Source organism: Fervidobacterium sp. 2310opik-2, assembly GCF_011057735.1.
Taxonomy (GTDB): domain Bacteria; phylum Thermotogota; class Thermotogae; order Thermotogales; family Fervidobacteriaceae; genus Fervidobacterium; species Fervidobacterium nodosum.
Map to the genome: position 1 here is coordinate 1 of NZ_LNGG01000015.1, position 14,594 is coordinate 14,594.

The 14,594-nt window shown below is 31.0% G+C and carries 10 protein-coding genes; 7 read left to right on the forward strand and 3 right to left on the reverse strand.

Going from position 1 to position 14,594, the window contains the following annotated elements:
- From AS161_RS09240 to AS161_RS06540, 6 genes are all read left to right on the forward strand, one after another.
- On the forward strand, positions 1-318 hold a 318-nt coding region (locus AS161_RS09240), incomplete at its 5' end, for a hypothetical protein (protein WP_206518788.1).
- 102 nt (positions 319-420) lie between these two features.
- Positions 421-2,865, forward strand: coding sequence for a type I restriction-modification system subunit M (locus AS161_RS06520; protein ID WP_164542202.1), 2,445 nt, complete (start codon positions 421-423; stop codon positions 2,863-2,865).
- Positions 2,866-3,222: 357 nt separating this feature from the next.
- The gene (locus AS161_RS06525; RefSeq protein ID WP_164542203.1) at positions 3,223-4,494 is read left to right on the forward strand and encodes a restriction endonuclease subunit S; all 1,272 of its coding nucleotides are present in this window, start codon (positions 3,223-3,225) and stop codon (positions 4,492-4,494) included.
- 3 nt (positions 4,495-4,497) lie between these two features.
- Positions 4,498-6,219, forward strand: a complete 1,722-nt coding sequence (locus tag AS161_RS06530) for a hypothetical protein (protein ID WP_164542204.1) — start codon at positions 4,498-4,500, stop codon at positions 6,217-6,219.
- 112 nt (positions 6,220-6,331) lie between these two features.
- The gene (locus tag AS161_RS06535) at positions 6,332-9,532 is read left to right on the forward strand and encodes a type I restriction endonuclease subunit R (RefSeq protein WP_164542205.1); all 3,201 of its coding nucleotides are present in this window, start codon (positions 6,332-6,334) and stop codon (positions 9,530-9,532) included.
- A 5-nt stretch (positions 9,533-9,537) separates the two neighbouring features.
- Positions 9,538-10,212 (forward strand): SprT family zinc-dependent metalloprotease, encoded by a 675-nt coding sequence (locus tag AS161_RS06540; protein WP_011993687.1) that lies wholly within the window; start codon positions 9,538-9,540, stop codon positions 10,210-10,212.
- A 164-nt stretch (positions 10,213-10,376) separates the two neighbouring features.
- On the opposite strand, the gene AS161_RS06545 is transcribed toward AS161_RS06540, so the two are convergent.
- Genes AS161_RS06545 through AS161_RS06555 form a run of 3 tightly spaced genes read right to left on the reverse strand, consistent with a single transcriptional unit; the run spans position 10,377 to position 13,602 of the window.
- Entirely contained in the window at positions 10,377-11,501 is a 1,125-nt protein-coding gene (locus AS161_RS06545; RefSeq protein ID WP_164542206.1) for a DNA-processing protein DprA, read from the reverse strand.
- Between the two features lie 60 nt (positions 11,502-11,561).
- Positions 11,562-13,085, reverse strand: a complete 1,524-nt coding sequence (locus AS161_RS06550; protein ID WP_164542207.1) for a RecQ family ATP-dependent DNA helicase — start codon at positions 13,083-13,085, stop codon at positions 11,562-11,564.
- Between the two features lie 16 nt (positions 13,086-13,101).
- Positions 13,102-13,602 carry a carcinine hydrolase/isopenicillin-N N-acyltransferase family protein gene (locus AS161_RS06555; protein WP_206518789.1) on the reverse strand — a complete coding sequence of 167 codons (501 nt, stop codon included), beginning with the start codon at positions 13,600-13,602 and terminating at the stop codon, positions 13,102-13,104.
- A 298-nt stretch (positions 13,603-13,900) separates the two neighbouring features.
- Here AS161_RS06555 and AS161_RS06560 point away from each other — a divergent pair, with 298 nt between their 5' ends.
- A complete protein-coding gene (locus tag AS161_RS06560) occupies positions 13,901-14,575 on the forward strand; it encodes a DUF47 family protein (protein ID WP_164542208.1) in 675 nt (224 codons plus the stop codon).
- Positions 14,576-14,594 lie beyond the last annotated feature (19 nt).

Genomic DNA, 14,594 nt, shown 5'->3' on the forward strand with positions numbered 1-14,594 from the left:
ATGAAAGTTGAAAGGCACAGGCTGAGGAAGAGAAAGTGGAACAGAAGTTTTGAAGTTGCACTTTCTGCATCTGAAACGAACGAAATAACGGCGGATTTTGTAAATTTCCATGACATGATTACAATGAACACAACGAGGGTAAGGGAAAGAGAAAAGTTTGTGTTTTTTGGTGAAAGAAAGTTTAAAGTAATGTTTGCAGTCTTTGCAAAAGAAGATTTGGTTTTTGAACTTATCATGACCATTTTTGATGAAGTTAGAAGAGCCACAATGAGGGCATTTGAGTTGGACATTAGTCATATCGGGATACCTCCTTATTGAGAGTATATTGGGGGTGTCCCCTCTTTAAGAAGATAATATGATTTTTGAAATTTATCAATACCTTTGGTTAACAACATCAAGGTTTGATTAGGAGGGGTTGACTTGACTGGAGAAAAAATAACATTAAGACAGCTAGAAGCACATCTTTTTAAAGCTGCTGATAAACTCAGAGGTAAAATGGATGCTTCTGAATATAAAGAATATATCTTTGGTATGTTATTTTTAAAATACGCTTCGGATGTTTTTGAAGAAAAAAGACGGGAGTTAAAAAATGAATTCAGAGATATGGGGTATTCTGAAGAACAAATAAATGAACTATTAGAAGATCCAAACTCTTACGGCGATACATTTTTTGTTCCTGAAAGGGCAAGATGGGAGAATATTTTGAAATTGAAGGAAGATGTTGGTAATCAGCTTAATAAAGCTTTAAGTGCTTTAGAGGAAGCTAATACAGGGCTCGAAGGGGTTTTAAAACACATAGATTTTAACGCGGTGAAAGGAAAAACACGCCTCAAAGATCAGCAACTTATTGATCTTATTAATCATTTCAATAACTATAAACTAATACCTTCAAATTTTGAATTCCCGGATTTACTTGGCGCTGCTTATGAATATTTGCTAAAAGAATTTGCTGATTCAGCTGGAAAAAAAGGCGGAGAGTTTTACACACCATCTCACGTAAAAAAATTGATGGTAAGGTTGGTCAAACCCCGTGAAGGTATGTCGATTTATGACCCAACTGTAGGTTCTGGTGGTTTTTTGATTGAAGCGTTCCACTATGTTGAAGAACAAGGACAAAACTCAGCAAATTTAGCACTATATGGGCAAGAACTTAATGGATTGACATGGTCTATTTGTAAAATGAATATGATTCTACACGGCATTAATGATGCGCAGATAGAAAATGAAGATGTATTGACAAATCCCATGTTTTTGGAAAATGGATATATAAAAAAGTTTGACAGAATATTAGCCAACCCACCTTTCTCAGAAAACTATTCACGCGCAAATATGCAATTTACAGAAAGATTTAAATATGGTTTTACTCCTGAGAATGGAAAAAAAGCTGACCTTATGTTCTTGCAACATATGATTGCCAGTTTGAAAGATAACGGAGTAATGGCAACAGTTATGCCTCATGGTGTTTTGTTTAGGAGCGGACAGGAAAAAGTTATAAGGGAAGGAATAGTAAGAGATGACTTGATTGAGGCAATAATAGGGCTTCCACCTAAACTTTTCTACAACACTGGAATACCAGCTTGTATTATTGTTATTAATAAAAACAAACCAGAAAATTTGAAAAATAAGATCTTGTTCATTAACGCCGACAGAGAGTACGGAGAAGGTAGAAATCAGAATTTCTTGAGACCAGAAGATATAGAGAAGATAGTTACAGTGTTTGAAGAAAAGAAGGAAATACCCAAATATTCCAAATTAGTTGATATAAAGGAGATAGAGGAAAACGACTTTAATCTAAATATTAGACGCTATGTTGACAATTCTCCAGATCCTGAAATTGAAGATGTTCACGCACACCTTTTTGGTGGTATTACAAAACAAGAGGTAATGCTTTACGAAAATCAATTGAAAAAATTTAGCTTAAACTATGATATTTTGCTAACAGAGAAAAGCGAAAATTATTTGGAGTTTAAAAAGGACGTTACTGATAAAAACCAAATTAGAGAAGTAATTAATAATTCCACCGAAGTAAAGGGTGTAATAGAAAAACACAAAGAAAAGCTTTTGGAATGGTGGCAGATTGTAAAACCTGAAATTGAGCAATTTTTTGGTAGAAATAATCTTTGGAAATTTAGAAATGAAGCTTTGAAAAAATTGAAAGAATATCTCTTACCAATCGGAACGTTTGATGAATTCAAAATAGCAGGCATATTTGCAAATTGGTGGGAAGAGCTTGTCTATGATTTCAAAAGTATAGTTTCTGCGGGTTGGAACAAGGATTTAGTTGAAAGGGAGCGAATTAAAGAAAAATATTTTAAGGATTATATTAAAAAAATAGAAAGTTTAGAAAGTAAGCTTGCAGAACTTGAAGTGGAATTTGAGGAATTTTTTGAAGAAATTGAAGATTGGGACGAAGAAGAAAAAGGAGACAAAACTTTGAAAAAGGTTAAAGATTTTCTGAAAAAGTTGATTAAAGATTTGAAATTAAAACTCAGCGAAGCCGCTATAAGAGAAGCACAAAAATGGGAAGAGTTGTTAGAAAAAATCACTCAAAAAGAAAAGGAAATCAAAAAAGTGGAAAAAGAACTAAACAACGAAAGAAATGAAGTGGAAAATAAAATAGATAAAAAGCTTGAGTCTATTACAGATGAAGAAGTAAAAGAGTTATTGCTTGAAGAGTTTTTTGAATTGATTAACAGTCAACTTGAGAAATATTTAAATGCGGAGAAAAAGGAACTGATAAAGATTTTTGAAAATCTTTGGGATAAATATAGTGTGTCTCTTGACCGTCTTCTAAATGAACGAGAACAGGAAGTCAGTAAGCTAAACAAATTTTTGGAGGAACTTGGATATTACGAGAAAGTTTAAACATCAAACATATTGATTATAAGTTAGTGATTATAGCGATTGTGTAATACTTATTGGGACAATTTTCGCCAAGTGAATCATACAATAAATGAATCATACAATATAGAAGAAGTGGAAAGCTTTTTTACAAGACAGCCAAGAATTAAATTTTAATTATATCGCAAAACATTTAAATATAGCTTTTGAAAGTTTCATATTGATTTCAGTCAATGCTACAGTATTTGATAAGTTTAAAATCGCTGGTGTATTTATCAACTAGTGGAATTGTTTAAAATACGATTTTAAAACAATTGTGCCATCAAGTTAGATTAATTTGCTTACTGATAATGAATCGATTGAAAAAATGGAGGTATGAAAATGAGCGAAAATGTGAAAGTACTTGAGGGATGGAAAAGGGTAAAGTTGGGAGAAGTTTTAAGTATTTCTAGGATACCTGATAATGAAAAGGATCCAAATAAGCGAATAACAGTTAGATTATGGAACAAAGGAGTTTTTGCAAGAGAAGTTAGAGAGGTAGAATTGAATAGAGAAAAAGAATCTACAATATATTATAAGAGAAAAGCGGGACAATTTATTTATGGAAAACAAAATTTAGTTCGTGGTGCTTTTGGTGTTATACCACCAGAGTTGGATGGTTATTGTTCTACTTCTGATGTGCCTTCATTTGATGTAAGTAAAAATTTGGATGTTTATTATTTAGATTATACACTACGCACTTTATATAAAGCTTTTTCTCTCTATGAAAAAGGTACTGGTTCAAAACGAGTTCATGAAAAAGATTTTTTAAGTTTTGAAATATTCCTACCTCCCATCTTTGAGCAGCAAAAAATTGCTGAGATACTTAAAACTGTTGACCGTGCAATTGAAAAAACGGGCAAAATTATAGAGAAATACAAACGGATAAAGCAAGGCTTGATGCAGGATTTACTCACAAAGGGTATTGATGAAAATGGAAAAATAAGAAATGAAAAAACACATAAATTTAAAGATTCACCAATTGGAAGAATCCCAGAAAAGTGGGAAGTAGTTAGGCTGATGGAGGTAGTAAGTTCGTATGCTGGCGGGACCCCCAATAGAGACATTGACGAGTTTTACAATGGTAATATAAAATGGCTCAAGTCAGGTGAGATTAGTAAAAAATATATCTCAGATACAGAGGAAAAAATTACTGAAAAAGGTTTGAAATTTTCAAATGCAAAATATATTGCTGTTAATGCTGTTGTTATTGCTTTATATGGTGCTACAGCTGGGCAAGTAGGTATTGTTAAAGACATTTTAACTGCCAACCAGGCTGTGTTAGCTTTGAATATACTCGATAAACTTAGGTTATTTCACGAATATCTTTACTACTTCCTGTCAAAGTTTATACCTATGATTTTGTCGCAGTTACAGGGATCTGGACAACCAAATTTAAGTAAAAATATAGTAGATAATACCTTTATTTCTCTCCCCCCTCTTCCAGAACAACAACGCATAGCTTCAGTTTTATCTCAAATAGATGAAGTCATAGAAAAAGAGGAAGCGTATAAGGAAAAGCTCGAAAGAATCAAAAAAGGGTTAATGGAAGATTTGCTAACAGGAAAGGTGAGAGTAGATGATTTGACAGAAAATCAAAAGGAGGAGTTTTAGAAAATGAGTCAAAAAATTAAAGCAAAGGTTTTTTATAGTTCTGTCAAAGATGAGGGTATTAAATTAATAGAAATTTCAAACGATAAAACTTGGATAGAACTAGAAGAATACACAAAAAAGTTGTTTTTTAATAAGAAAAGTATTTCAGGTGGATTTATTTCTAAATTAAGTTCAAAAGAAAAGAAACTTAATGATTTGTTAAATAATTTAACAATTGAAAATTCAGATAAGGAAAAAGTAAAAAGTATTTTTGACATACTAAAAAAATATTCTTATTCTCGTTCAAGAGAAAGTAAAAGATTCTGGTGTTTAATGATTTCTAAAGATTTTTTAATCATTTATCATTTTTCTCCTGATAAATCAGTTACTTTTGAGGGAGGTATAATAAAAGAATTTGTTAAGTATTTAGATAATTCTACAGTTAATCGTTCAATAATAATAACAAATAAAGAATATGTCAAAAAAATCTATAAAGATTCAAAAAGGAAAATATTTTTAGATAGTGAAGAAATTGAAATAAAAGATTTGTTACAAGATGGCAAAATATATTCTCTATATGACAGAAATAATAGTAAAGAATTTCAAGAGCTTTTTCCATCACTTTCAAATATAAGTTATGATCAGAAAGGAGATGTAAAAATAAGAATTAAAAGAACAGATAAAACAGATGTAGTTATAGAAACTTATGTTGATGATTTAAAGAATATAAATTCAACTATAGATTTAAATTTTGAATCTAATAAAGCCACTGTTACATTGCACGATGGAGAAATAACAGAGATAAAAATTGCTGGGAAGAAGTTTAAAGATGGGATTGTTGCACTAAATTATATAACATATTTAAGTCTGGAGTTAGACAAATTTTTTTATGATAATGAAGGAAAGCTTAAAAACAAAGGTAAAATAATAGAAGAAAAAATATCAATGAATATTCAAGGTGAAGATATAGATAAACCAAAAAAAGGGCTTGAAAAGAAAGAAGAAACAATTTTTATATGGTCAGGTAAAAGTGAGTATTCTAAATTAGTCAAAGAATGTGTTGATAGTATGCGTAATAATTCAAACATAGGGTTTGTTGAAATAGCAAAGTTTAGTGAAAATTACAAAAAAATAGAATTAGGAAATTTTTCTATATTTGCAGAATTTGATAAAATTGTTGAGTGCCAAAAATTTTTAAGTAATTGGAATCAATTGTTAGAAAAATTAAAAAGCATCAATAATAGAACTTACGAAGAAATTTTTAATCTTGTGGGGTTAGAGATTTTGTCAAAGTGTTTTATTTCAAAAGAACTTACTGAAAAAATTAAGGATATCATAAAAAAATATCTAGAAAATAAATTACAGCAAAATAAATATTCAAAATTAAATTTTAAAGAATACAATAATGATTTCTTTGTAATCGAACTAAAAAGTGGAGTTATATATGTAAATGGTCAAAGACTTGGATTTTTTGATAATAAACCAGAAAAATTTGCTAAGAAAATAATCGAAAATTTATCTAAAAAAAATAAGCAAAAAGCAGAATTAGTTATTTATATAGTAGGTGTTGATGAAACGACAAAAGAATTTACTTTAATCGAATTATCCAATATTAGAAGTGAATTCATAGACGATGTTAAAAAAAGAATTGAAGAAAAAATAGATAATTTTAATGTAAAATATATTGATGCTATTCCGGTAGAAAATGGGAAAGGTATTTTAATATTGGTTTTGGAAAAGAAATAAATTTATAGTGAAAAATAATTAAAAGAGCTTTAGTGTATAAAAAGAGTATTAATGGAAGATTTGTTAACAGGAAAGGTTAGGGTAAACCATCTTATTGAGGAGGAAGGCAAAGATGGTGACTAAATTGGATGAAGAGCATTATGTTGAAAATCAATTCCTCTTTCAGCTTCAAAGGCTTGGATGGAAGATTTATAGGCAAAACAAAGATAACCCTGAAGATATAAAAGAAATATCCTTCAATTCTTCATTAGAAGCAAAATATGGAGAAAGTGAAAAATTTAGAGGAAGCTTTAAAGAAGTAATCCTTGAGGGTGTTCTAAAAAAGTCTTTAAAGCGAATAAATCCTTGGATAAAGGATGACCAAGTAAGTGAAGTTGTTCGAAGAATTACAGTACCACAGTCGAACTCTCTTTTGGAAGCAAATAAAGAAATCCATGATTTACTCTTGGAAAATACTTCGGTTTCTGAGAATAGAAACACAGGGGAAAAAAGTCCTACTGTAAAGTTTATTGATTTTAAAAATCCAGACAATAATTCATTTATTGTTATATCACAGTTTAAGGTGAATATAACAGGGACTGAAAAGCATATTATTCCTGACATTGTTCTTTTTGTGAATGGTTTACCTCTTGTGGTAGTCGAATGTAAATCTCCAGCAATTACCGACCCGATTTCTGAGGCGATTATCCAACTTATGCGTTATAGTAACAGACGAGGCGTAATTGAGGGAAATGAAAAGCTTTTCTGGTATAACCACTTTATGGTTGCCACTTCGAACCAAGTTGCAAAGTATGGTACGATAACATCAGAATACGAACACTTTGTTGAGTGGAAAGATCCTTATCCTTATTCGTTATCAGATGTAAATCCACATGGAAATGTGACAAGTCAGCAAGTTTTGATTCATGGTATGCTTTCAAAAGAAAACCTTCTTGATTTGCTCCACACATTCACCATCTTTAAGGAAGATCCAAAGAGTAAAATGGTAAAGGTTGTTGCGAGATATCAGCAATTTAGAGCGGTAAAGAAGATGGTAAAAAGGTTAAAAGAAGGTAAAACACCGGACGAAAGAGGGGGCATAGTTTGGCATACCCAAGGTTCAGGTAAGTCTTTGACAATGATGTTTATGGTTCGCGAGTTATATCATAATCCTGAGTTTGGGAATTACAAAGTTGTTTTTGTTACAGATAGAAGAGATCTTGAAAAGCAGTTGAATGAAACATCAAAAAGTGTGGGTTTTACTGTTAGGTTAGCTAGAAGCATTAATGAACTCAAAGAGCTTTTAAAAACTAACACACCAGAACTTGTTATGGCTATTGTTCATAAATTTCAAGAGAGGGAATTAGAAGGAGAATTTCCTGTATTAAATACATCATCTAATATTCTAATAATGATAGATGAGGCACACAGAACTCAATACAAGTTGCTAGGCGCAAATTTAAGAAAAGCTCTTCCAAATGCAACAAAAATAGCGTTTACAGGTACACCTATAGAAAAGACTGAGATAACATTTGGCGATTATATAGACAAGTACAGCATAAAACAGGCAGTTGAAGATGGTGTAACCGTTGATATTGTATATGAAGGAAGAGTTCATAGTGCGGAGATTTCAGATGAAGAAGCGGCAAATGCAAAATTTGAGGATGTTTTTAGCGACGCTGATAAAGATACTAAGAGAATGATAATGGGAAAATTCGTATGGAAAGCATATCTCGAAGCGGAAGAGGTAATTCGTGACAAGGCTAGAGATATGATAGAACATTACATAGCTCATATATTCCCAAATAAATTTAAAGCCCAGGTTGTTACGGCATCGCGTCTTGCAGCGATAAGGTATAAAAGAGCGCTTGAAGAATCTCTCAAGGAGAAAATTTTTGAATTGGAAAAAGAAAATAACTCAAAAATAGATTTAGAAACGTTGAAAAAATTGGAAGTTGGAGTGGTTATTTCAGGTGCTCAAAATGATCCACCTGAGTATCGTAATTACACAGACCCCAATGAGCACGAGAGAATAATAAAAAGTTTTAGGCTTCCATTTGACAAGGTAAATGAAAATGGTATCAGTGGAAATGTTGGTATTTTGGTTGTTCAAAACATGCTGATAACTGGTTTTGATGCACCTATAGAGCAAGTTATGTATCTTGATAATGTGATTAAAGGACATAACTTGCTACAAGCTATTGCAAGAGTGAATAGAGTTTATAAAAATAAGTCATGTGGTTTTGTTGTAGACTATGTAGGAGTTCTAAAACATTTAAAAGAGGCTCTGGCTATTTACGCTGATGAGGATATCGAAGAAATTTCACAGGTTGTAAAGGACAAAGCAAAAAGCATCGATGAGTTAAAGTATGTTCATAATCTTATTGAAGAATTTTTTAAAAAACATGGCATTAGAAATTGGCGTGAGGATATAGATGAGTGTATTGATATTCTTGTTGATAAAAATATTAGAAACGAGTTTATAGCTCTTGTTAGGCGGTTTAATCATTGTATGGACGAGGTTCTTCCTGACTTCGCAGCATTAAAATACCTTACTGACTTGAAAATTCTTGCTTTCATAAAAGAGTCAGCACGAAATGTATATAGAGATGATAAGTTAAGCATAAAAGATGCAAGTAATAAGATAAGAGAAATTGTTGAAGAGTATCTGATTTCAAAAGGGATAGATCCCAAAATACCACCTACTCCTCTTTTAGAAGACAAGTTTTTAGAAAAGCTTCATAGAAAAACAAGTAAAGTAAAAACTCAAGAACTTAAGAATGCAATCATTGAACATATTGAAGAATATTGGGAAGAAGACCCAGAATTTTATGAAAGATTTTCTGATAGATTGAAGAAGATACTTGAGGAGTATAAGGAAAATTGGGATGCTCTATATGAAGAACTTAAGAAATTAAGAGAAGAAGTTAAAAAAGGTAGAGAAGTTGAACAAACGTTTGGATTTGAACCTAAGAAGGAAATGCCATTTTTTGGTTTGATTAAAAGTGAAATATTTGGTAAAAAAACTGTTAACGAATTAACTGATAGTGAAATAGATTTTCTTGTTAATACAACCAGAGATGTTATAGAGATAATCAAAAGAGAAGTTCAAAAAGTTGACTTTTGGGAAAATCCAACGAAACAAAATAATCTTAAATCATATCTAACCAGGCATTTGATTAAACTATCATCTCCAGCTTTTAAAAGAAAACATGAAACTGTAAGTGAAGAACATGAACCATATATGGCTGATATCAAGAATATTGTACACAAAAAAAGAAATGAAATTGCTCAGAAACTAATAGAACTTGCTTATTATCACTTTAGGAAGTGATAGTAATGGAAGAGATAAAAATTGAAAAAATAATACGTTCAAAAAGAAAAACGGTAGCTTTGCAAATAACAGACAATGGAACATTAATTATTAGAGTTCCATTTAATTTGAGCGAGGAAAGTATTTGGAAAATTATAAATAAGCATAAAAATTGGATTTATAAAAATAAGCAGGAAATAGATGCAAGAGATCCTAAAATCTTGCCAAAAGAATTTGTAAGTGGAGAGGGATTTTTGTATCTCGGTAAGTATTATAAATTGCATGTAGTGGAAAAACAAGATGTCCCACTTAAATTTGAAAATGGTTTTTATCTTTCAAAAGATGTTTTGAATGACGCAAAAAATGTATTCATAGATTGGTACAAAAAGGCTGCATATGAAAAGATTACAGAACGGGTAAACTGGTGGGCTCAAAAAAGAGGATTTAAGTATAACAAAATAAACATAACAAATGCCCAAAAGAGATGGGCATCCTGCTCTTATAAAGGAAATTTGAATTTTTCTTGGCGACTTATTATGGCACCACTTTCTGTTATAGACTACGTTATTGTGCACGAAATTGTTCATCTTGAGGAGAAAAATCATAGCAAAGCCTTTTGGGTAAAAGTAAAAGCACTCATGCCTGACTATAAAAAATATGAAGATTGGTTGAAAAAGAATGGGTATTTATTAAAGCTCTAAAAATTTAAAGTTCTATATTTTTAAACAAATCAAGATTTTTTCAAGGTGCTTTTGAATATTATTAAAAAACGTGGGTAGAAAAATTAGTAAATTAAAAGAAATTTTGTATTATAAGATGGTCTGGGATAAATCATAAGTAATTGAGCATTTTCAAAACAGAAATTTTATTTTTCCACCTCTCTGAACAAAGGAAGGTTTTCGTAAGATATTTGGGATTGTTCAGGAGAGTCTTTTAGATAGTATCTATTACCAGCACTATCTTTTTCTGTCTCAATATTTGGAATACTTTTTATCAGGTGTGTAAGTTTTTGGGAAGAGATTTCTATTCCTTTCTTTTTTAGCTCTTCTCTTATTTGGGAAGCTTTCAATTTTCTATCTCTTAGTATGTCTATTATATGTTCTTCAATGCTTTTTTCTTTTTCTAGTATTTCGCCAATTATGTTTACAGCCTTTAATCCTTTGTTTATCAATTCTAGGTTTGCGGTATCTTCTGTGTCTTCTGGCTGTCTAACAAAAATGTTTTCTGTTTTATTTTTTATAGCTACTGTGCTGTTCCAAATTTCGTCTTCGTGTTTTACGTCTGCGATGTATATTTCATCTCCGAAGGCGAATTTGATTTTTTCAGTTTCTATTGTTTTATTATTATCCCATTTGGAATTTGGTGTGTATATGCTTAATATTAGTATGTTTCCATCTGTGTAGTATTCGTAGTATTCGTTCGGAATTTGGAATAAGAGTATTCCTTGGGATAGGAGTATGATAGCTCTGCCACCATTGTTTATTGTGCTTTCTATAATTGCTTTATCAATAGTTTTTTCATATCCACTCACTACTACTTGACCGTTTTTTGCGGCCTTTTTTGTTATATTTTTGGCGAATTCGATGGATATTTCATTTGCGTTTTTACTTCCAACGATGGATATGTGTTTTTCATTTAGTAAATCCGTGTTGCCCTTACAAAATAGCATGGGAGGAAGTTCATCTATACTTAGATTTTCTTTTAGCTTTTTGGGATACTCTTCATCTAATACGGTGATTAAATAAATTCCTTTAGAAGTTATGTCTTCCAAGAGAAAGCTTGAATTTCCAAGATTGTCCTTTGCTTTTAATACTTCTTGTATATCTTCCTTTGAGAATGAAAATAATTCCTGAATTTTACTTTCATCAAATTTTAGTACTTTGCTTATACTTATATTGTTTTCAAAAGCAAAGTTTATGATTTTATTTATTTTTTCTTTTGTTAGATTAGTTCGGATTAAAGATAATACACAGGTAGCTTCGTTATTCATATTTTAGTCCCCTTTGATTCGAATTTTTTAGTTTTTTAAGATAAATATTAATAATCATATCTACGATCTGTGAATAATAGAGTAGAACTTTTTTAACAGTTGTCTTTCTTGCTGTGATATATTCACGCTTATAAATCTATTGGTATCATTATCACAGGCGCCGCATTTTCTTGTAGTATGGTTACCTAAATAGTTGCAGAGATAATTCATTCTACATTTTCTGCTATAAACAAAATCTTTAAAATCGTACAATTTTTTTAATTTATATCTCTTTATCTCCTCGATTTTGGCATAGTTGATTTCTTTAAAGTTTGGATTGTATTCGTAGTATGTTTTTCCATCTAAATTGTTTTTAAATATAGCTCTTTGGTCTTGCAAATCTACTAATATGTTATTAACTTCCCTTTTGCGCAATTTGGTTTCATTCACTAATTCATCGAAAGTGGCTCTCTTTCTTTTCAAAGAAATTAAAACTAATTCATATTTATATCTTTCTGGTTTGCTTTGATCAATAAAGTATTCTTGTATTTCTATATCTTTTTCATCGTACAACAATATTATATCAGATGGTTTATTATCTCTACCTGCCCTTCCTATTTCTTGGTAATAGTGTATCAAGGATCCAGGAAATTCTGTATGAATGATGAATCTTATGTCTTTTTTGTCTATTCCCATTCCTAAAGCGTTTGTCGCGACTACACATTTATATTTGTTTTCGAAAAATTCTTTCTCTATGGTTTTTCTATCTTTACTTTTAATTTCTGAATGGTAATATATAGCGTTAATGTTGTTGAATCTTAACCATCTAGAGTATTTTTCCGCTCTTCCTCTTGAAGCGGTGTAAACAATTCCACTACCGTTGTTATTTTCTTTAAGGTATCGCAGTAAAAAAGCTAGTTTTTCTTCTTCACCATTTACTTCTATAACTCTAATTCTTAAATTTTCTCTAAATAGATCATTTCTCACTATTTCTATATCTTCTCCAATATACGATTGCATCTGTTCTTTAATATCTTCTGCGATGAAATCGTCGGCTGTTGCTGTTACAGCTAATACAGGTATGCTTTTTGGCACAGCTCTTATTATTTCTCTAATTTTTCTATAATCTGGTCTGAAGTCATGACCCCATACAGATATGCAATGTGCTTCGTCAACTACGACGAATGATATTTTCAAGTTGGGTAAGTATTTTTTCCATGTTTCATTGTCAATTCTTTCTGGGGCTATGTACAGTATTTTGTATTTTCCATTGACAGCGTCTTCTAATATTTTCTTATTTATTTTCCTATTTTCTTCATTATCATCTGAATGATTGCTGTTTATACTTGCTGCGGGTATACCTTTTTTCCTTAAGAACTTTACTTGATCTCTCATGAGCGCTATTAGTGGAGAGAACACTAATGTGATACCATCAAATACTGTTGCAGGGAATTGATAACATAAAGATTTTCCGAAGCCTGTTCTTGCTATTAGTAATATCTTTTCATCATTTAGTATCCTTTGAATTATCTCCCATTGATTTTCCTTAAAATTATTAAATCCAAATTTGTTTCTTAGATGTTCCAAGGCTTCTTTCTTATCCATAGTCACCATCCTTTGCTTAATAGTTATTGTAGCTTCCAAATGTTAATTCAGATGATTCATATACTTCAGAGGTATTATTAAATCTTTTATTCCGAGTAGATTTTTTAAAAATTACTAAATCTAAAATTTTCCAAATAATGAGGTTTATTATAACCTCAACTGCTTCTTTTGCATTTTTTGATCTTTCAAGAGCCAATCTTACATAATCCATTCCTATCAAAGATTCTTCTTTTGAGATTAACTTGGTAAATACCGCTTCATTACCTATTACAACTCCGTATTCGTTAACCCCCATTTCTGCTCCCCAAATCCAAGATGGTTTAAATAACATACATGAGTATGTTTCAGGCACTTGTTCTATTTCTATATAAGTGCATTTTACCTTTTTCTCCGTATGTTTTTTTCTTTTAACAAATATTCCCACATGAGGTTCGTCAGGTTCCCTATCGCTATTTTTAGCGAAAATTACAGAATTATCAGCTGTTGCGCTGCGTAATGCAACCATTGTATCGCACATAAAAATACCTCCATTGTTTTGATATATTGATTTAATTATATTATACGACAATTGTAGTAATATATTGCAAATTTTCTGGAATATTTTCAATAGAAAAAACTGCACCTTGCTGTTTTGGTTTGTTAATTTGACTTGTTAAACACAAATATATTTTAAAATTTGGGGTTGAAAGTTTATTTGGCTTAAAAAGTTCATTTAAATATTGCTCAAATACTATTTAATATTTATTTTATTTGATTCCATATTGAGTTTGTGATATAATCACCTGGGAAAATAAAATTTTGAAAGGAGTGAGTCTATGGCGAATATTTTTAACAAGTTAGTGCCTTACCGTTCTCCTCTTGAGTTGTTTATCGAACACACAATTTTGTGTGTGGAAGCTGCGGGTGTTATGAAAGAAGCCATAAAGGTTTATTTGAACGGTGGTAATATAGAAGGATTTTCGAAAAAGATTGATGAGTTTGAAGATAAAGCTGATGGAATTAAGATTAAAGTTAGAGAGATATACTCGAAGCTTAAATGGACTTATTTTAATAAGTCTGATTTTCTCGATATTCTTCATAATACCGACTCAATAATTGATATAACTGATGATGTACTTAAAATGCTTACTATGAATAAGGTTGAAAATATACCTGAAGATGTGGCAAAAGATATTTTGCAATTATCGGATCTCGTTTCCGAAAGTGTTATTCACATGAGTGAAGTTGCTAAAGAACTAAGATTAATCGTTGAATCAGCGTTTGCTCCTAAGGAGGTAAAGGAAGGAGACGAAAGGGTGAGTGTCGTAGAAAAAGAGGAGCATTCGAGTGATATACTTGGTTTGGAGATTGGTAAGAAGTTGTTCTCTAAAAAGTACGAGATGAATGCTGTTGATATAATGTTCCTCAACAGTATTATTATATTGCTTATGAGGATTGAAGATAGAGCGAAGAATGTTGTTGAGAGAATTAGAATGATTACACACCACTAAAGATTTCCGGTAATAAGTC